A 21,010-nucleotide genomic window follows, 5' to 3' on the forward strand; every position below is an offset into this window, starting at 1 on the left:
GAATAGTGTACTGAATTGTTGCCAGTTATGGCGAATAAAATTTAAATTAATTTATCCGAATATTTATCTTAATCAATCTGTGTCAAGATAGATAAATATTATTCTGTTTTATTCTGCTGGCTGCCGATTTTAAATATTTGTGCCACTATACCCATTATCAGGATGATGGCCGCCAGTATGCTGGTATATATTACTTCATATTTATAGGTTCCTTCGATAATCATGATAATAATCGAAGCAATAATCAGCCCGATAACCAGATAAGTCAGCCATGGAAAGCACCACATTTTAAATGTCAGTGTCTGCCCTTGTTTTTCCAGTTTTTTTCGTAGAAATAATTGTGAGCAGCTGATAGCGAGATAAACATACAGGGCAATCGTACCGGTAGCTGTCATCAGTACATCGTAAACATCCATTTTGGCGGTAGCGGTGAGATACACTGCAAATAGGGTAAAGACACAGGAAATAAGCACGCCAATTTGCGGACTGCCATTTTTCGAGGTATAGGACATGATCCGATGAGCATCGCCGCGTTTTGCCAATGAATATAACATGCGCGAACAGGTATACAGAGCTGAATTAAAACAGCTTAAAACTGAAGTAAGGACAACAAAGTTGACGATATGACGTGCCTGAGGAATTCCCAGTGAGGTTAATACTACACTGTATGTTCCCCATGTGGCGTCATTCAGCCGCGGGTCGTTATACGGAATCAGACAAACGGTAATAAAAATCGAACCTACATAAAACAGGATGATGCGCCAGACAACAGATTTTGTGGCTTTACGAATTTCTGTAGCCGGATGGCTGGATTCTGCAGCAGCAACAGTAACGATTTCAGCACCAATATAGGCAAACATAACACCCAGCAATGCAGTTACCACAGATGATGATCCTTTAGGCATGAATCCCTGATCAGTTAAGTGTGTCCAGCCTTTTGCATCTGCCTGACCCCACGGCCATAAATAGATAATAGCCAGACTGCCTACAATCAGAAACAATACAATGGCGACTACTTTGATTAAAGCAAACCAGAATTCAAATTCCCCGTAATTTTTAACATCCATCAGATTGATAACAACCAGAGCTACGGTTACTGCCAGCATATAGCTCCAGATGGGAAATACAGGAAACCAGTTATTAAGAATTTTACCGGCTACATAGGCTTCCCAGCCCATGAGCAATGCCCAGAAAAACCAGTATAACCAGCCAATGCTGAAACCTGCCCAGCGGCCGATAGCAGTATCAGCATATGTGGAAAAAGAACCGCTATCCGGATGAGCTACAGCCATTTCTCCTAACATGCGCATAATCAGCATGACCAAAAGACCGCCGGCACCATAGGCAAGAATGGCTGCGGGTCCCGTATGGTAAATTACAGAGCCGGAGCCAATAAATAAAGCCCCTCCGATCACGCCAGCAATAGAAATCATAGTCAGATGGCGTGATTTAAGTCCGTTTTTCAGTGTGGATGATGTGCTCAAATTAATTCTCCTTTGGAAAGAGTAATATCAGACTGAAACACCTTTTGCTAGCTGAATTCAGTCAACAACGCCCCATCCTGATTTATGCAGTGCATTCAGGATTTTTATAATTATGAAGAAAGCGGCAGCGAAGCAGATTATGGCTGCCGCGGATTCAGGAATTACTGGTCAATGCCGGCAAGAAGTACATATTTAATTTCAACGTAATCTTCTATACCGTATTTAGAACCTTCCCGACCAAGACCGGATTGCTTGACGCCGCCAAAAGGTGCTGCTTCATTTGACAGCAGTCCTGTATTGATGGCTACCATGCCATAATCCAGATTTTCGCTGACGCGTACTATTCTGCCGATATCACGACTGTAGAAATAACTGGCTAGCCCGAATTCGGTGTCATTAGCCCAGCTGACAACTTCTTCTTCGCTTTCAAAACGAAATACCGGCGCCAGCGGACCGAAAGTTTCCTCACGAGCAACTTTCATGTCCTGAGTAACATTTTTCAGTAATGTAGGCTGGAAGAATAATTCTCCGTGATTATCTGCGGTTCCGCCGGTAACGATTTCCGCCCCTTTGCCAATAGCATCAGTAATATGTTCCTGAACTTTGTTAACTGCACCTGCATCGATTAATGGTCCGACAGTTACGCCCTGATCCAGTCCGTTGCCTATTTTCAGTTTGGCAATGGCCTGAGCCAGTTTATCCACGAATTCATCATATACAGCACTTTGTACGTACAACCGGTTGGCACATACGCAGGTCTGGCCGGCATTGCGGAATTTAGAAATCATTGCACCTTCTACGGCTGCGTCGATATCAGCATCATTGAAGACGATAAATGGCGCATTACCACCCAGTTCCATAGATACTTTTTTTACTGTACCGGCGCACTGAGCAATCAGTTTACGACCTACTTCGGTAGAGCCGGTAAAACTGAATTTTTTTACCCGGTCGTCTTCAGTTAATACTTTACCAATTTCACTGGAGCTGCCGGTAATGACATTGACTACTCCGGGCGGGATGCCGGCACGCTGTGCCAGCTCAGCAATGGCCAGTGCAGATAATGGTGTTTGCGAGGCCGGACGAATAACAAAAGTACAGCCGGCAGCCAGAGCCGGAGCAATCTTGCGGGTAATCATCGCATTCGGAAAGTTCCACGGCGTAATGGCTGCACATACGCCGATTGGCTGCTTAAGTACCATAATCCGTTTGTCGTTTGACGGCGCGGGTATGGTGTCACCATAAATACGCTTGGCTTCTTCTGAATACCATTCCAGATAAGATGCACCATAGGCAATTTCACCTTTAGCCTCAGCCAGCGGCTTCCCCTGTTCTGAAGTCAGGATAATGCCCAGATCTTCCTGATGCTGCATCATTAGCTCAAACCAGCGGCGCAGAAGATTACTGCGTTCTTTAGCTGATTTGGCTTGCCATGGTTTCAATGCTGCATGTGCTGCTGCTACAGCACGTTCAGCTTCTGCTGTACCCATGCGGGGCACGTCTGCCAGATTGTTTCCGGTAGCCGGATTGATAACTGAAATAACTGCGCCATTATCGGCGTTCAGCCATTGTCCATTTATATAACACTGGGTTTTTAATAATGCAGAATCATGCAATTGCATAGTTTTTTCCTAAAAAAACTGAAACAGACATGACAGGCTGCCGGTAAAATATTCTACCGGAGCAGCCTGCAGACAATGAATATTATTGAGCCTGACGCAGGGCAGTTTCAAGTATATTCAATGCTTCATCAAATACATGATCTTCAATAGTAAGCGGATAGAGACAACGAATTACATTGTAATACTGTCCGCAGGTCAGAATCATCAGACCGTTTTCCAGCGCCAGTTGCTGTACTTTTTTGGTACGTTCAGCATCTGGTTCTGAGGTACCGGGTTTAACTAATTCAATGGCGACCATAGAGCCTGGTCCGCGTACTTCTGCAATAGACGGAATAACTTCTTTTAAATTATTAAAGCGTTCTTTCAATCTGTTACCCAGAATATTGGCGCGCTCGCACAGTTTTTCTTCTTCGATAACATCAATAACTGCATCAGCAGCAGCCAGTCCCAGCGGACTACCGGCGTAAGTGCCGCCCAGGCCGCCTACTACAGGAGCATTCATGATGGCTTCTTTGCCTACTACACCGGAAAGCGGAAAACCGCCGGCCAGGGATTTGGCAATGGTCATTAAATCAGGCTGTACGCCGGTCAGTTCGGTAGCAAACATTTTTCCGCTACGGGCAAAGCCGGACTGAATTTCATCAAAAATCAGCACAATTCCGTGTTCATCCGCCAGCTGGCGTAAGGCACGCAGAAATTCATTTGGTGTAACATTAAAGCCGCCTTCACCCTGAACTACTTCGATAATAATAGCAGCAACATCACTGGGCGCCAGATGGCATTTGAAAATATTATGAAGACCGTGCAAGGCATCTTCAATGCTAACGCCATGCAGTGTATTCGGATAAGGTGCATGTACGATATCAGCAGGGAACGGCCCGAAATCTACTTTATAGGGTGCGATTTTGCCGGTTAAAGCCATAGTGAGATTGGTACGGCCATGAAAGGCACCGTTAAATGCGATTACACCACGTCTTTTGGTATAGGCACGGGCAATTTTAATGGCATTTTCAACAGCTTCAGCACCAGAGGTAACAAACATTGTGCGTTTGTCGTCGGCAATAGGTGCTCTGGCATTAATTTTTTCGGCAACCTTAGCATACAGCTCATATGGAACAGTATTAAAACAGGTATGCGAAAATTTCTGCAGTTGATCAGCTACTGCTTTTTGTACTTTGGGATGCAGATGACCAGTATTCAGAACGCCGATGCCTCCGGCAAAGTCAATGTAACGCTTACCTTCAGGAGTCCAGAACTCAGCGTTTTTAGCGTGATCAATATAAAAATCGCACATGAAACCAACGCCACGAGGAGCTGCGGCCAGTTGACGCTGACGAACATTGCTTGTTTGACTCATAATATTTTCTCCAAAAAAGTGCAGACCGGCCTAAGCAGGTTTTTACTAATATCAACCGTATGATATGTGTTCTGACAATATAATTAACTGACTGAATCTATCAGTCTTATAATTGATTGGTTTATTCGGTTAAATTACGGGATTAAATTTATACTGTCAATCTGGGTAAATATTCTGCTAACGTAGAATATTGAAAAAAATTCAATAAGAATGAAATTAAATGTTTTTATAATTGGTATTATTGGTAATTAATATTAATTATAAATATTATTTTAAGAATTAATTGCTTAATTTATGCGTATATTCTTAATTGCTGAGCGTCTGCAAGCAGGCAAATAAAGTGCAGCCTTATTTGATTATTGATTTCAAAGATGTATAGATGTCAGTGTTAATTAAAAAGGCTAAACCGATTGGGTTTAGCCTGATAGATATTGGGGGCGTGTAGTGTTATTCAGTTAAAACTAATCAATACTGCTGTTAAGAAACTATTTTTGGTATGGACTGGTTTAGCAATAATGAGACAGAAAATAAATAAAACAGATACCATTGCAAGTGCAATCGCATAAATCATATGATAGCCGAAGTTGGCAGAAATTACGTCCTGTAACAAACCAAGCAAATAGTACTGTATAAAGGCAATTGTTAAACAAATTAGAAATTAAATAGTTCAATTGGGAAGCTGATCCTGAAAATACAAGATACAGACATTGGCACCCTTGATTAATTTTAATTTTTATTGAACATGTCGAAGTAGGTTTGGTTAACGAAACAACTATTGTAATTCCCACTCATTTTTGATGTCTTCAATTGATGGATTAGATTTTACTTTACCATTTACAAATACCAGCGGAAAAGCCATTGTTTTGACATACTCAACTCTGTCAATCATCTGATTTATTTCTCTTTCTGACATTTTGGCTAGATTATGATTGAAAGTGTAACCACTAATTCGGGTAGCAGGAATATTCTGTTTATTTAATTCTGTGGCCAGATAATCAGCAATCTTTGCCTGTCGTGACGGACAATTGATTGGAGCCATAATGACAATTCCCTTACTTCCGGGAAGATTAACTGATATATCCAGAAAACCATATTGATCAGTTCTGGATTTGATATCCTGATCAAAATCAAAATCAGTACTGGAGTTGATATCCTGAACAAATATTTTTTTTTCTTGTTTGCTTTTATGCCATTGATAACCCGCAAAACACAGAGCAAAGAATGCTACTATTGTTAGAATAACTCTGTTCATTAATCTTCCGCTTTTTGAGATTATCCGGTTATTTACAAATGTATATGCTTAATATCAAAGTAGAACCAAGCAAAAATAAAGTACGGGTTTATCAATTGGTTTTGCATCATGCGGATTGTAAACTTTCCTTGTCCTATTCGCAATATTTTGTATATTAATGTTAATTAAAAAAAACAATTTGTTAAATTCAAATAGGCTTTTTATCACTGAATGACGGAGAATTTATTTTTCTTTCTAAATTGTCTGAGTAATTCAGAGAAGCTCCTATTATTCTTTTGATAATAATTTTTGTTAATATATGATTTTTCCCAAACACCCACATTGCAACCAAACCTGTAACTATTTAGCGCCTTCAATGATGGCATCTTGAGTATGCTCAATAATTTTGCTACTGCCTGACTATCAATCAAAGGGCTTACGTTAACACCTGCATCCATACCGTGACTAAGGTCAAATTGTTGATAGTTTCTTAGAATTTAGGCACAAACTGGTCGTTGACAGCGCTTTGCACATAAATATGATTGGCACAGACTTAGGTTTGTCCGTCATTGTGGAATTTGAAAATTATGGCGGTGGTTACTGCTGCATCAATATCTGTATCATTGAAAATAATAGATAAAGCTTTTCCCAAGTTCTATAGAAACTTTTTTACTGAAAATGCTTATTACGCAATAAGTTTTGTTCCAACTTCGTTTTTAAAGTAATCCGGGTGGCAGTTACCGCACATACAGCTTCTGCGGTAACCATTTTAGGATTATCAGCCAGTTTTTCACCGATTGCAAGATTGGATACGGGTATGATTTTTTATCATCTGCATTTAATTATTCACCATCAACTTAGCACTGGGTTTTGAATAATTTAGAATCATACAACTGCGTTTTATTTTCCCTGAAATATGACTATTTAAACGTTTACAACTGTTAAACGATAATATGATAGTGTCAGATAGTTTAGGAAAAATATTTGTTTGTTAATGCAGATTTTTGGTGGTATGAATTTATTTATTACTACAGTGCTTTACTGATATTGATAATAGATGTTTTAAGATAAGCCTATAGTCAGTTTTAGAATCTTGTTAGAATGGTGATTACGGTGCTGATCAGTGATTAACCTTTGAGGGCGATTTAATTGTTGAAGGCGGTGGCTGAATAATCAGGCACAAGATGAAAGATAAAATTACCATGGCTAAAGAAATGGTATAGATACTCTGATGGCCGAAGTTGGCCGAAATTACGCCCTGCAACATACCGGCCAGAATAATACTGCAAGAAATACAGTTATTAAACAATGTAGAAGCAACACCCGTACGTTTAGGTAATAAATCCTGGAAATAAATCAGGCCGATACTGGCTATTATGCCGATAAATAAACCATTAAAGAATTGTAAACCAATCAGCATCCATTCGTTTTGGGTAGAAACCATACCGATATAAAATATGATGCCGCAAATGACTGCAAAACAAATCAGATTTTTATTACCAAAGCGCGGTACCAGCATGCTGGCAATCAGCATAGCGGGAATTTCAATGGCAGCAGCTATGCCCATCAAATGTCCGGGCAGTGACGGTGAACCGGGCAGAATGTCATCGATATATAAAGGCATATCAATCAAATACATCATATTGGCTGTACCCATACTGATTGAAGCGATAAACAGCAAAATGACATTAGGATTATTGAAAATCTTTTCTTTTGGCTCTTGTTTTTTAGTAACAGATGTTGGACGTTTTATGACAGGAAAGCACAGAAAAACGATCAGCATGGCTACAAAAAACATAGCTGCCGCACTCAGATACATAATGGTAAATCCGTAATTCACGGCTAATGCAAATGATAATGGCGGACCGATTACCCAGGCCAGTGACAATTGTGCCCGTAAAATGCCATTGAAAACGACAACGTTGCGGCCAGTTTTATCTGTATATTCACGTGCAGATGCAAAAATTTGCGGCATAGCAGCAGAGGTAAATGCTGAAAAAAATATGCCTATGGTAACGAGGATAAAGTATTGGCGCGAAAATGCAAATGTAATGCAATTTCCTATGCCCATTAGACAACAAAATAGAATAATATTCCGTCGAACACCTTTATTATCAGAGTATTGTGCCAGCAGAAAGCTGATGACAATGCCGGCAACGGCATTGATTGAGTAAAACAAACCTACCTGATATGGATTAACCTTCACATCTTCGGCAAGATAACGGCTGAGTGTCGGTGCCTGCAATGCACCGGCAATACCAATAATAAATGCGGCAACCAGAAAAGAACCCAGAATAATATAAGCCTTTTGTTTTATCGCAAGGTTTTCTTTCATAACTGACTTTTCTATTCTGAAAAGTCAGTTATATCATAAATCATGGTTATAGGTATTTAAAACTCTTAATAAGAATGTCATATTTTATTTAATAAAGCACATAAGTTATTGTTAATTTGTTAATTAAATTTCAAATTTGAATATTTATTAAATTTAAATTTATTGATAGTAAATATAAATACAGTATATATGAAATCGTGTTTGATAAAAAATAGCAATATGATTATAAAAGCCGATAAATTTTTATCTAAAAATAATTGGCAGAGACCAGTGTTTGTATAAAAAATATTTGATTATTACAAATTAGTTTATACGATTAATTTAAAATGAAATTTTTTGGTGAATTTGAATAATTTTTCAACGAAAGTTTCAAGTAATTGAGGATACAAAAAGTTGTTAATGGCTTTTTATAGTATTGACGATACCGGACTAAGCCATCAGAAGCTGTTTATTAACAAAATTGTGCAGGATTAATCGGTTACAGGGTAAGCAGGATAATCCTGCAAAAGTAAATATTTAAATCAGCTTCTGTGTATGCAGCAGATTTTCAATTTGTTCTTTATTCCAGTTATTGCTTACAGCCAGTGTCAGGATAGCCACAGCAGTTTCCAGATTACATTTACCGCCGTTGATAACACCGGCTGCACGCAATTCATGTCCTTGTGCGTAAACAGCAGAGGCACATCCCTGTAAAACCTGACTGATATTCAGAACAGGTATAGATTGCTCACTAATCTGTCTGATTGCAGTCAGAAAATTCCTATCATTAGGGGTATTGCCATTGCCATAGCTTTGTAGAATTACTCCGTCAGGCGGATTGTGAGTAAGACTGGCGGTAATCATTGTCAGATTAGCACCCGGAGTCAGAGTAAAGCAGTGAATTCTGGCTGATGTACTGATGTCATATTGTGCAGATAGGTCTGAATTGCCGGCAACAGGCAGATTAGTATTAAACCATCCTTCAGATTCTGACCATTGAGCCAAGGAACCAAACTGCGGATTGGCAAATGCGTCTGCCTGTTCTGTACTGATTTTGCTGCTGCCGACGGCCGGCCAGAGCTGTCTGTTAAAGGCAATGGCAGTTTGGGTAAAACCCGGCAGGCTGAATGCAGCTAGTGCAGTACGCAGGTTTTGTGGTGCATCACTGTTATCAGCTTCCAGGGGTAGCATGGCTCCGGTAAGGATAATGGGGATATTCAGTTTCGGCCGTGCCAGCGCAATTATATTGGCACTGTAGGCCATGGTATCGGTACCGTGCAGAATGAGCAGACCATCATAATTTTCAGCTTTGCTGTCTATCCAGTTAAGCCATGTCTCCCAGTTTGAAAGGGTAATCGCTGAAGAATCAATCAGTGGTTCACAAATAAACCAGTCGCATTTGAGCTGGTGACTGTATTCCTGAAAAATGGGCGCAGCCAGGCTGGCAAGATTGGCAGCCGGAGCCAGTCCGGCCGGTGTTTGCTGCATACCAATGGTTCCGCCAGTGTAGTAAACAGCCAGATGTTTCGGGGAGTTCATATATACAGCCTTTCATACGGTTACTGGTATTAGTGCAAGCATATCACGAACGGGTTTTGTTTACTCTGGCTTACGCGTACAATAAGGTTTTTTCTGTGTCTGAAGAATGGTAATCATGATTCGTACTCGTTTTGCTCCCAGTCCTACCGGTTTTTTGCATATTGGTGGTGTGCGCACTGCTTTGTTTTCTTGGGCATTTGCACGTAAACATCATGGAAAGTTTATATTACGAATTGAAGACACGGATCTGGAACGTTCTACCGCTGAATCAGTGCAGGCAATTATGGACGGTATGCACTGGGTTGGTCTGGACTATGATGAAGGTCCGTTTTACCAGACAAAGCGCTTTGACCGTTATGCTGAAGTTTTACGTGAGTTAGTGGCTTCCGGTCATGCTTATTATGACTATACCAGTCGTGAAGAGCTGGAAGCAATGCGGCAAGAAGCTGAGGCACGTGGTGAACACTTCTGGTATGACCGCCGCTGGCGGCCGGATGAAGGCAAAACACTGCCACCTGTACCCGAAGGTGTTCAGCCGGTCGTACGTTTTAAAATGCCGCTAACTGGTGAAACAGCATGGGATGATTTGGTTAAAGGTCATATTGCCATTGCCAATCAGGATCTGGATGATCTGATTATTGCGCGTGCCGATGGTACCCCTACTTATAATTTCTGTGTAGTTGTAGATGATTATGATATGGGTATTACGCAGGTTATCCGAGGTGATGACCATGTCAACAATACGCCTAAACAGATTAATATTCTTTTAGCTATGGGTGCAGCTTTGCCTCAATATGCTCATTTGCCAATGATTCTGAATGAAAAAGGCGCAAAAATGAGTAAGCGACGGGATGCAGTTAGTGTAGTTGATTATGACCGGCAAGGTATTTTACCTGAAGCTTTACTGAATTATCTGGCGCGACTCGGCTGGGGACATGGTGATGATGAATTCTTCACGATGGAACAGTTTGTTGAATGGTTTGATTTAAAAGATGTTAGCCCTTCAGCCAGTCGTTTTGATCATGAAAAGCTGTTGTGGCTGAATGCGCAGCATATTAAAGCCAGTGATAATTCCCGTCTGGCTGAGCTGGTGCGCCCGCGTCTGGCACAGCAGGGCATTGAAGTGACTGAGCAGCCGGATTTGGCTGAAGTGATAGCACTGGTTAAGGAACGTGCTCAGGATTTAAATCAGCTAGCTGAAGAATGCAGATATTTTTATGTTAAAGCCACTCCCGGAGAAAAGGAAGTAGCTAAACACTGGGATGCTGATGCTTCGGCACGTATGCAGCGCTTTGCAGCCCGGCTTGAACAGTTATCACATTGGGATGCGGAAAGTATTCACGCTCTTTTTGCACCATTTTGTGAAACAGAAAATATTAAAATGGGTAAATTGGGTATGCCTTTACGTCTGGCTGTATGTGGTACAGGAAAAACCCCGTCGATTGATCAGGTGCTGGCTTTATTAGGGCGTGATGAGGTGTTACGCCGTCTGCGTCAGAACTGAGTTTGATTTGCATTTACACAGGCTGCCGGTCTTGTGATTATTTGTCTTGAGACAGATATTACAGTACCGGCAGCCTGTGTTATTTAGGCTGATAATATTGAGTAAAAATTTTTTGTGTGTAAATAAAAAGCTGATTATGGATGTAAATTGTGTATTTATGGCTTTTTTGTGTAAGTTTGATACACAATTAATTATGCCGGCAGGTTGCTGCTATGCTCTGCCTGTGGCACAATCTGCGCCGGTTTTGGATGAATGTAAATGAATACAAAAGCAAATTTATCACAACGTATTGTTGTTGGCATGTCCGGTGGAGTGGATTCATCGGTTACAGCCTGGCTGCTCAAGCAGGGCGGTTATGATGTGCGCGGTGTCTTCATGCAAAACTGGGAAGACGATAACGATGACGAATATTGTTCTATCAAGCAGGATTCACTGGATGCAGTAGCAGTGGCTGATCTGATTGATATGGATATTGATATTGTTAATTTTGCAGGTCAGTATAAAGATAATGTCTTTGCATATTTTCTTCAGGAGTATCAGGCTGGTCGCACACCCAATCCTGATGTATTGTGTAATGCAGAAATTAAATTCAAATGTTTTCTGGAACATGCGCTGAACGGTGGTGCAGATCTGATTGCAACAGGACATTATGCACGTAAGGATGTACGCGATGGCGTACATTATCTGCTCAAGGGGCTGGATCAGAATAAAGACCAAAGTTATTTTCTGTATCGACTGCAACCATACCAATTACAGCGTGCATTGTTTCCGCTCGGTGACCTGGAAAAATCTGAAGTACGCCGATTGGCGGAGCAGGCTCAGCTACCCACATCCGGAAAAAAAGACAGTACCGGAATCTGCTTTATTGGTGAACGCCCATTCAGACAATTTTTACAGCGTTATCTGCCTACTAATCCGGGAGCAATGGTGACACCGGAAGGTAAGATTGTAGGTGAGCATGAAGGACTGATGTATTACACACTAGGGCAGCGCAAAGGTTTGGGTATCGGAGGCGACGGTGAGCCGTGGTTTGTTGCCGGGAAAAATTTGCCGAATAATGAGCTTCTGGTTGTGCAGGGACATGATCATCCACTGTTGTTCAGTCGCAGCCTGATTATGCATGATTTAAGTTTTACGACACCAGAGCGTCCGGCAGAAGGGCGCTATGGCGTGAAAACACGTTATCGCATGCCTGATGCGGCGGCTCAATTGCGTTATCTGGCTGATGATTGCGCGGAACTGGTATTTGATGAACCACAATGGGCTGTGACGCCCGGTCAGTCTGCTGTACTGTATGCTGGCGCTGTGTGTCTGGGTGGTGGTATTATCAGAGATACCGACAGTCATAGTATTCAAAATAATTAATTTAATCACTTATATCAACAGACTGGCTGGTTACAGTCAGTCATCTTGCAGACAATGCTGATGTTCTGATTTGATGTTTTCTTTGCAGTCTGTTTTGACTGATATTTCCTTACTTCACTTTAAATTAGACGCATTGTTGCAGAGGAAAAAGATAATGGAAAAAATCTGGTTACAAAGTTATCAGGAAGGGGTGCGGGCAGAAGTAGATGTGCGTGCATATTCGTCAATTATTGACGTTCTTGACACCAGTGTGAAGAAATTCGGCCCGCAGCCAAGCTTTTCCAATATGGGTACTACACTCACGTATACTCAAACTGCTACTTTTGTAAATCAGTTCACCTCATATTTGCAGAATGTATTGAATCTGCAAAAAGGTGAGCGGGTAGCAATTATGATGCCTAATGTATTGCAGTATCCGATTGCGGTATTCGGGGTGTTACAGGCTGGCGGCGTAGTTGTGAACGTTAATCCTCTGTATACGCCGAGGGAATTGGCTCATCAGTTGATTGATTCCGGTGCGACTGCGATTATCGTACTGGAAAATTTTGCGCATACTGTGGCTCAGGTACTGGAGCAGACTGCAATCAGGCAGGTGATAGTGGCCAGTATGGGCGATATGCTTGGCTGGCTGAAGGGTACTGTAGTGAACTTCATGCTGCGCAAAGTCAAAAAAATGGTGAAGCCTTTTCGGATTGAGGGAGCAGTTACTTTTCTGCAGGCTCTGGAATTAGGGAAAAAACAACGTTTTACTCCGGTACCGCTTGAGCTGGAAGATTTGGCCTTGTTGCAATATACCGGCGGAACAACCGGTATGTCCAAGGGCGCAATGCTGACACACGGTAATATTGTAGCCAATATGCAGCAGGCATCAGAGTGGATTAAGGCAAATCTGGTGCCCGGACAGGAAGTAGTAGTAACACCATTGCCGCTATATCATATTTTTTCACTTACTGTGAATATTATGATTTTTGCTAATGCCGGTTCCAAAAATATTCTGATTACCAACCCACGTGATATTAAAGCTTTGGTCAAAGTTCTGAAAAACAATCGGGTAACGGTAATGAGTGGCGTTAATACTCTATTTAATGCACTGATTCATAATGAAGAATTTAAAACGATTGATTTTTCAACCTGGAAACTGGTGCTAGGTGGAGGAATGGCAACTCAGAAAATGGTGGCGCAGGAATGGAAAGCCATTACGGGTGTGCCCATTATTGATGCTTATGGTCTAACTGAGGCCAGCCCCGGCGTGTGCGCTAATCCGCTGAATAATCCTGAATATACGGGTACTGCCGGTTTGCCGGTTTCGAATACAGATATTGAAATTCGTGATGATAACGGCAAGGTTCTCGGGGTTGGTGAAGTAGGAGAATTATGGGTTCAAGGGCCGCAAGTAATGAAAGGCTACTGGAACCGGCCGGAAGAAACAGCTAAAGTTCTTGATAGCCGTGGTTTTGTGGCTACCGGTGATATGGCTGAAATTGATGCTAAAGGTTATGTAAAACTGGTAGATCGCAAAAAAGATATGATTCTGGTATCGGGTTTTAATGTATATCCGAATGAGGTAGAAGAGGTTGTAGCCGCTATGCCTGAGGTGCTGGAAGTGGCTTGTATCGGTGTACCTAATGAAAAATCAGGCGAAGCAATCAAGTTATTTGTAGTAAAACGGGATCCGAATCTGACTTGTGAACAAATTATTGCCTATTGTCGCCAGAATCTGACCGGTTATAAGGTGCCTAAAGATATAGAGTTTTGCTCAGAATTGCCCAAATCTGCTGTAGGAAAAATTTTGCGTAAGGATTTGAGAACATAAAAATAATATTTTGTTATAAAAAATGGATACTGCTAATATAGGAGCAGTATCTTTTTTTATTCAGTAAATAAAATGTAATAATTTATTTATTATGGGTATCAAGCATAATAAATGATATAAACATATTTATAGGTTTTATTTGTTTAATATTAAAATTTTGTTTAGTTATAATAAATAAATGAATTTACTAATTTTTTAGCTTAATTTATTGTTAAAACTGAATTGTAAATCAATCCAATTTCGATTGTAATTCAAATGAAATATTTAATTTAGAATGAATATTTTTAGTATTTGTTGTTGGCAATAATAAGAAAGCTGGAATTTTATTTTTAATTTTAAATCTTTATTCTACTTTCAGTTACTTAGCAGAAATTCTTTAGATTAAGTTGATAACTAAAAACTGATATTGCTTTTTGGAGCTAATTCTAATCATGTAAATATGCTCATGCTACTGAGGATAATAGTCAATTTTCTTTCTTATTTGAATACAATTAATATCAATAGCATAATGATATTATTCATTATATTTATGCAGCAAATATGTCTGAATTAAATAGTAATCAGGCTGGAATGCTGGGTAAATTCATATCCAGAACACTTTGTTTCTGGCTTTCACGAAATTCTGCCAGTTTTTGTGCCAGCTGCGGATTGTCATTGGCCAGCATGGAAATGGCAAATAAAGCAGCATTGGCTGCACCAGCTTCACCAATAGCAAAAGTGGCTACTGGTACGCCTTTAGGCATTTGGACAATAGACAGTAGTGAATCTTCACCGCGCAAATATTTACTTGGTACAGGTACGCCCAGAACAGGAACGGTAGTTTTGGCAGCAACCATGCCCGGCAGATGAGCAGCCCCGCCAGCGCCGGCTATAATCGCTTTCAAGCCTCGGGAACGGGCGGTTTCAGCGTATTCAAACATTAAATCCGGAGTACGGTGTGCGGATACAACCTGTATTTCATAAGGAATACTGAATTGTTGCAAAAACTGCTCTGCCTGTTGCATAACCGGATAGTCACTATTGCTACCCATAATAATGCCAATTTGCGGAGTGTTCATCGAGTTCCTTTTTTGATTGGTAACAGGTTTTTTAATTGATGCCTGGCTTTAACAGCGGCATTACTGTTTGGATAACTATTGATAATGTGCTGATAAGTAAGGCGGGCAATATCCTGCTGCTGTAAATGAGTCTGACATTGTGCCACCAGATAAAGGGCGTTGGCACTTTGACTGTTTTGCGGATAAAGGCTGTTAAAGCGCTTGCCGATATTAATTACCGATTCACAATTATTCAAACGGGAATGGTTTTGCAGCAGCAGCCACATGCGCTCTTGTGCCTGGGCGCTACCATTGCCACCACTATCAGCATTTTTCAGCAGACGAATGCTTTGGCTATAAAGACCGGCATTATATAGCCGACGTGCTTCGCTGGTATTATCATTAGTAGCGGGGGCTTTGGTCGGAGTATTGTGACTGACCGGAGTACGTACATTCAGGTAGCGCGATAATGTATCTTGTTGCTGACGAATATCATTCATCTGGTTTTGCAGGCCATTGATCTGTACCTGTAAAGCATTCAATTGCGTCTGAATCTGGTCAAGCTGCTCAGTGGATTGGTTAGTATTTGTATGTACTTCTTCCGCTACAGAAGTGCTAGCTGCAACAGAGGGGGATGGTATGTTACTGCAAGCACTGATACAAAATGTAACTATCAGGATTAGGCTGAAATAGTATTGATTTAAACGTGAATTCATGTATTTTTCTCCTCCGGTTGTTTATTATTATCTTTTCTGAATAAGTGTTAAACCATCACCAAGTGGTATAGTTAACGGAATTATCCGCGTATCGTTTATCAAACTGGCATTGAACTGACGCATAATATGAACACTTTCTGATTCATTAGCATTGGCTGTCTGTGCAACACGGCCGTGCAATAAGACATTATCAATGGCGATAATACCGCCGGGACGAACCAATTGCAGGCAGCGCTCAAAATATTGAGGGGTGGGTATCTTATCCGCGTCTATCAGAGCAATATCGTAATAATTGTTTTGATTACTGGTAATCAGTTTATCGAGGGTTATTATTGCCGGCTGCAGATACAGCTGGATTTTATGGCTGACATTAGCCTCTTGCCAGTAGCGGCGGGCAATATCGGTATAGGTTACGTTAATATCACAGGCAGTGATATGTCCGTCTTCCGGCAGTGCCATTGCCATAGCTGTACTACTGTAACCGGTAAAAACACCAATTTCCAGATAGTTGCGAGCCTGAATCATCCGTGCAAGCCATACCATTAATTGAGCCTGTTCCGGTGCGATACTCATATTACCCTTGCGATGCCGTGCCGTTTCAGCACGCAGCTGTGCCAGTAGTGGCGCTTCTGCAGGGTTTATTCCGGCAAGATATTGCCTCAGCTCCGGGGTATTCAGACAACCGTTCTGGCTCATAACGGGTTAAACAGGGATTATTCAGTCAGATAGGTATAGCCTTTTTTCGGCAATCTGGAGGCGGCAAAGTTTGCCTCATCTTCTGGATTGAGCTGTACATCCCATAGCATGCCGCGATGTTCGATTTGTGCTTGTGCTTCTTCTGGGTGCTTAGTCAGAAATTCATTCAGAAACTGGGTAGTGTCAGACTGATAATTATACATATCGGTTTCTTCTTACATGATGAGTTCAGAAACGGGTGTATTATATACAAAGTAGGCAGTGGTAGTGAAAAAAATGCCGGCAGATTGCACTTGTCTGTGCGGTGAGGAATGATGAGATACAGATAGATAGGTTATACTATAGTACTTTATCGGTCGTGGTTGCTGCGGCACGCGAGTATTTTTTCACAAGCTTTTGTATTATTTATGCTAACAAAGTGGTTACATAAGGTTTTGCCGAGAAAGTCTGCCCGGCTTGGCAAAAGGCGGGAAATCTCATTGGCACAACACCATATTCAGGCAGATGATCTGAGTTTTGCGGCGGAAAAAGTCATTACCCGCTTACAGAGAGAAGGTTATCAGGCTTATGTGGTGGGCGGTGCTGTACGTGATTTACTGCTTGGAGTGGCACCAAAAGATTTTGATATAGCAACAGATGCTACACCCGAACAGGTGCGAAAACTTTTCCGGCGCAGCCGTATTATTGGCCGGCGTTTTCCGATTGTGCATGTTATGGTTGGCCCGGAAACTATCGAAGTAACAACTTTTCGCGGCGGTGCGGTTAACAGCCATAATGAGTTGGGCCGGATAATGAAAGATGTGAGTTTCGGTACATTAGAACAGGATGCAATGCGCCGGGATTTTACTGCCAACGCTTTGTACTACGATCCGAAACGACAAGTTATTCTGGATTTTCATCATGGGGTTGAAGATATTCTCAACCGGCGTTTGGTAATGATTGGTAATCCGGTCGAGCGCTATCAAGAGGATCCGGTGCGCATGCTGCGGGCAGCCAGATTATCTGGAAAACTTGGCTTTACCGTAGATAAACATACATCTAAACCAATAGCTGAATGTGCGCAGCTTTTAAAGCGGGAGCCGCCGGCACGGCTTTTTGATGAAGTGCTGAAAATTTTGTTCAGTGGTTATGCACAGGCCTGCCTGCGTCAGATGAATAAACTTGGTCTGAAAGATATTCATCCGTTGCTTGATGCATTAATGCCGGGCGGAGAGGATAATGACAATATTGCTGCATTGGCGCTGCATAATACAGATGAACGGCTGCGGGCAGATAAATCAGTTTCTATGGGTTTCGTATTAGCTGCTATATTATGGCCGCATATCAGAAAGGCATGGCAGCGGGAGCTGAATAACGGTATGCGCTCAAGTGCTGCTATGAATGCAGCAATTAGTTCAGAACGCCATTACGTAGATAAAAACTGGGGTGTGCCGCAGCGATATAGTGTAACTATGCGTGAAATCTGGAGTTTGCAGCCGCAGTTTGAGATTATGCGCGGGGCTCGTCCTTTCCGCTTACTCGGACAGCCGCGTTTTCGTGCTGCTTTTGATTTTATGTGTCTGCGTGCCAGTCTAGGGGAATTATCTCAGGAAACAGTTCAGTGGTGGCAGGCTTTTCAGCATGCTTCAGAGGCAGAGCGAGAGCAGTTAATCCGTACAGCCTCACAAATAGAAAAAACTTCAACAAGACAAAAAAGATACCGTAACAAACACGCTAACAAACTCAAGCAGGAGGAAACATGAATTTAGTTACAGCGGTAATTGCTTTAGGGGCTAATCTCGACAATCCACGTAAACAGGTTGAAGCAGCTCTGGCGGCTTTAAATCAGGTAAAAGGATTGCGGGTAAAGGCAATTTCACCTCTTTATAGTACGAAACCAGTAGGTATCACTGATCAGCCGGATTTTGTCAATACAGTTGTTCTGGTTCACACGACTAAGAGTGCTCATGAGTTATTAAACACTTTATTAGAGCTGGAAAATAAACTTGGCAGGATACGTGATGTCCCGAACGGACCGCGTGTGATTGATCTGGATCTGATAGATTATAATCATCAGAATATTAATGATGCCGATCTGGTCTTACCTCATCCGCGTGCATGTGAACGGGCTTTTGTGATGGTTCCGCTGGCTGCAATTGCGCCGTATTATGTAATCGGTACTCATGATAATGCTTCTGCGGTAGCTGCAACATTATTAAAAAAAGAGCCGGATGCGGTGACTATTATTACTGATATAACTGATATTATTGACGATCAGGAATAAAAGCAGGGGAAAAAGGAGTATGGATTATCGCTACATAGTCGTAGAAGGATCCATTGGCAGTGGTAAATCTGCTTTAAGCCGCCGTCTGGCGCAGCATTTTGATGCTTTACTGCTGTCGGAAATTCCGGAAAGCAATCCGTTTCTGGAAAAATTTTATCTGAATGCGGCAAATCACGGGCTGGCGACAGAGATGCATTTTCTAATGCGCCGTTGTGAGGCAATAAATGTAATTTATGCTGAAGATGAGCGACGCTCGCGGATTGTAGCTGATTTTCTGCTTGAAAAAGATCAGATATATGTGCCGGTAATTTTACGTGAAGAAGAGCAGACTCTGTACTGGCAGATTAAGCAGAAAGTGATGCCGAAATTTCCGGTACCGGATCTGGTTATTTATCTGGAAGCTGATGACGAGTTACTTGACAAACGTTTGCACCAGCGGGATGACGGAATGGTAAATCTGTTTCCGGCTGGTTATTTACAGCAGATTCACGCAGAATATCGTCGGTTTTTTCATTTATATCAGCATGCTCCGCTATTGATTGCTAATACTAATGAGCTGGATTTTCTTGGTAATGACGATCATTTTGAACTGTTGCTGAACACCATTGCCAATATGCAGGGCAGTCGTAATTATCTCAATTTGAGCGAATAATTATTTAAAATTGTTTGGTGAAATAATTATTTCTGTTGTCTGCGTGGATATTTCAGTCAATCTGATTTGTCGTAAATTAGCTATATCGGCATTTTATGCCGTTTAATTTGAGTAAAAAAATATCAATGACAATATTCTGTTAATATGGTATTTATTTTCTCTTTGCGATGGATTTCAGACTTACAAACTGTACTTTTTATAGAAAAAAGTACAGTTTTTGTATATGGAATTGCAAAATTCAGATACGTATTTTTCCGGCATTATCGAGGATGAAATTACTGGTTTAGTACCAACATCTGGATATATCCATATTAGATAAATAGTTTTAAAGATATCCCGGTCAGATGAGAATAAAGGATGGCAAAATATTTGTTAATCTGTTCTGGTTTGGCTGTAGTCTGTGGTATTTTGCCGGTCATTACAACTAGCCGGATATTTGTTGTAACAAATTTGGGTTTCTTTAGCCGGAATGCAGGTTAAAAATAAATGAGCTGTTATTACCGGCAGTATTTTCTGATAAAACATAAATAGCGGATTTATCTGTATATGCATACTATTCATACTTTAAGGAAAATGAAGGCAGCCGGTGAAAAAATTGCCATGCTGACTTGTTATGATGCCAGTTTTGCCCGTCTGATGAGCGATGCCGGTGTTGATATATTGCTGATTGGTGATTCGCTTGGTATGGCGGTACAAGGGCAAACATCTACTATACCAGTTAGTGTTGATGATATCTGTTATCACACGGCTGCTGTAGCACGGGGTAATCAACAGGCAATGATTCTGGCTGATCTGCCTTTCGGTGCCTATCAGCAAAGCAAAGAACAGGCTTTTGCTGCTGCAGTACGCCTGATGGTTGCCGGTGCACATATGGTGAAACTGGAAGGGGGGGCATGGATAGCAGAAACCACACAGTTTTTACAGCAGCGAGGTATTCCGGTGTGTGCCCATATCGGACTGACACCACAATCTGTTCATACACTCGGAGGCTATAAAGTACAAGGTCGTGGTGAAGCCGCGGCACAATTAATGGCCGATGCTCAGGCTCATGCACAGGCTGGTGCTGATATGGTATTAATGGAGTGTGTACCCGGCCGGCTGGCAGCAGAGGTGACAGCAGCACTTAGCTGTCCGACAATCGGTATTGGTGCAGGTGTCGACTGTGACGGACAGGTTCTGGTAATGCATGATATGCTGGGTATTTATCCGGGTAAAACAGCTAAATTTGTCAAAAATTTTATGCGGGATCAGGATAGTATTCAGGCAGCTGTCAGTGCCTATGTTCGCGAAGTAAAAGCAAAAACTTTTCCGGCAGCAGAACATATTTTTGCTGATTGAAAGTTTGAATTAAATTTCTGTTTTTAATTGAAAATATTATATTTTTTTGTGGGTTTTTCTTTACAAATAGTCAATAGGCATA

17 protein-coding genes are annotated in these 21,010 nt (G+C 41.5%); 7 read left to right on the forward strand and 10 right to left on the reverse strand.

The annotated features are described in order from the left end of the window. Positions 1-98: 98 nt before the first annotated feature. From GY065_RS03435 to GY065_RS03460, 6 genes are all read right to left on the reverse strand, one after another. Positions 99-1,484: an amino acid permease gene (locus GY065_RS03435; protein ID WP_244621478.1), complete on the reverse strand. Its 1,386-nt coding sequence runs from the start codon at positions 1,482-1,484 to the stop codon at positions 99-101. A 161-nt stretch (positions 1,485-1,645) separates the two neighbouring features. Then, positions 1,646-3,103, reverse strand: a complete 1,458-nt coding sequence (locus GY065_RS03440; protein WP_084554051.1) for an NAD-dependent succinate-semialdehyde dehydrogenase — start codon at positions 3,101-3,103, stop codon at positions 1,646-1,648. An 82-nt stretch (positions 3,104-3,185) separates the two neighbouring features. Continuing rightward, positions 3,186-4,460: a 4-aminobutyrate--2-oxoglutarate transaminase gene (gene gabT, locus GY065_RS03445; protein WP_174833079.1), complete on the reverse strand. Its 1,275-nt coding sequence runs from the start codon at positions 4,458-4,460 to the stop codon at positions 3,186-3,188. Positions 4,461-5,232: 772 nt separating this feature from the next. Beyond that, entirely contained in the window at positions 5,233-5,712 is a 480-nt protein-coding gene (locus tag GY065_RS03450; RefSeq protein WP_174833080.1) for a hypothetical protein, read from the reverse strand. A 1,099-nt stretch (positions 5,713-6,811) separates the two neighbouring features. Then, positions 6,812-8,026: a sugar efflux transporter gene (locus GY065_RS03455; protein WP_174833081.1), complete on the reverse strand. Its 1,215-nt coding sequence runs from the start codon at positions 8,024-8,026 to the stop codon at positions 6,812-6,814. Between the two features lie 516 nt (positions 8,027-8,542). Next, entirely contained in the window at positions 8,543-9,544 is a 1,002-nt protein-coding gene (locus GY065_RS03460) for an asparaginase (protein ID WP_174833082.1), read from the reverse strand. A gap of 112 nt (positions 9,545-9,656) precedes the next feature. Here GY065_RS03460 and gltX point away from each other — a divergent pair, with 112 nt between their 5' ends. From gltX to GY065_RS03475, 3 genes are all read left to right on the forward strand, one after another. After that, on the forward strand, positions 9,657-11,048 hold the full coding sequence (gene gltX, locus GY065_RS03465) for a glutamate--tRNA ligase (protein WP_174833202.1): 1,392 nt from the start codon (positions 9,657-9,659) through the stop codon (positions 11,046-11,048). Positions 11,049-11,306: 258 nt separating this feature from the next. Beyond that, complete coding sequence (mnmA, locus tag GY065_RS03470; RefSeq protein WP_174833083.1) at positions 11,307-12,413, forward strand: tRNA 2-thiouridine(34) synthase MnmA; 1,107 nt, start codon at positions 11,307-11,309, stop codon at positions 12,411-12,413. Between the two features lie 154 nt (positions 12,414-12,567). Beyond that, a complete protein-coding gene (locus GY065_RS03475; protein WP_174833084.1) occupies positions 12,568-14,226 on the forward strand; it encodes an AMP-binding protein in 1,659 nt (552 codons plus the stop codon). Between the two features lie 560 nt (positions 14,227-14,786). On the opposite strand, the gene purE is transcribed toward GY065_RS03475, so the two are convergent. From purE to GY065_RS03495, 4 genes are read right to left on the reverse strand one after another with little or no spacing between them, the layout of a single operon-like run. Next, positions 14,787-15,284 carry a 5-(carboxyamino)imidazole ribonucleotide mutase gene (purE, locus tag GY065_RS03480; RefSeq protein WP_174831396.1) on the reverse strand — a complete coding sequence of 166 codons (498 nt, stop codon included), beginning with the start codon at positions 15,282-15,284 and terminating at the stop codon, positions 14,787-14,789. Further along, positions 15,281-15,979: a tetratricopeptide repeat protein gene (locus GY065_RS03485; RefSeq protein ID WP_174833085.1), complete on the reverse strand. Its 699-nt coding sequence runs from the start codon at positions 15,977-15,979 to the stop codon at positions 15,281-15,283. Before GY065_RS03485 ends, purE begins: the two co-directional genes overlap by 4 nt. Positions 15,980-16,006: 27 nt before the next feature. Continuing rightward, the gene (locus GY065_RS03490; RefSeq protein ID WP_174833086.1) at positions 16,007-16,675 is read right to left on the reverse strand and encodes an O-methyltransferase; all 669 of its coding nucleotides are present in this window, start codon (positions 16,673-16,675) and stop codon (positions 16,007-16,009) included. 17 nt (positions 16,676-16,692) lie between these two features. Further along, positions 16,693-16,878, reverse strand: coding sequence for a DUF3460 family protein (locus GY065_RS03495; protein ID WP_084585198.1), 186 nt, complete (start codon positions 16,876-16,878; stop codon positions 16,693-16,695). Positions 16,879-17,082: 204 nt separating this feature from the next. On the opposite strand from GY065_RS03495, the gene pcnB reads away from it, so the two are divergent. From pcnB to panB, 4 genes are all read left to right on the forward strand, one after another. Beyond that, on the forward strand, positions 17,083-18,417 hold the full coding sequence (gene pcnB / locus GY065_RS03500; protein WP_174833087.1) for a polynucleotide adenylyltransferase PcnB: 1,335 nt from the start codon (positions 17,083-17,085) through the stop codon (positions 18,415-18,417). Then, positions 18,414-18,938 (forward strand): 2-amino-4-hydroxy-6-hydroxymethyldihydropteridine diphosphokinase, encoded by a 525-nt coding sequence (gene folK / locus GY065_RS03505; protein WP_174833088.1) that lies wholly within the window; start codon positions 18,414-18,416, stop codon positions 18,936-18,938. The genes pcnB and folK overlap by 4 nt, the downstream gene beginning before the upstream one ends. A 19-nt stretch (positions 18,939-18,957) precedes the next feature. After that, the gene (locus GY065_RS03510; RefSeq protein ID WP_174833089.1) at positions 18,958-19,590 is read left to right on the forward strand and encodes a deoxynucleoside kinase; all 633 of its coding nucleotides are present in this window, start codon (positions 18,958-18,960) and stop codon (positions 19,588-19,590) included. 546 nt (positions 19,591-20,136) lie between these two features. Further along, complete coding sequence (gene panB / locus GY065_RS03515; RefSeq protein ID WP_084547688.1) at positions 20,137-20,928, forward strand: 3-methyl-2-oxobutanoate hydroxymethyltransferase; 792 nt, start codon at positions 20,137-20,139, stop codon at positions 20,926-20,928. Positions 20,929-21,010: the final 82 nt, after the last annotated feature.

Origin of the sequence: Snodgrassella sp. ESL0323 (assembly GCF_013346865.1) — a bacterium.
GTDB lineage: Bacteria > Pseudomonadota > Gammaproteobacteria > Burkholderiales > Neisseriaceae > Snodgrassella > Snodgrassella alvi.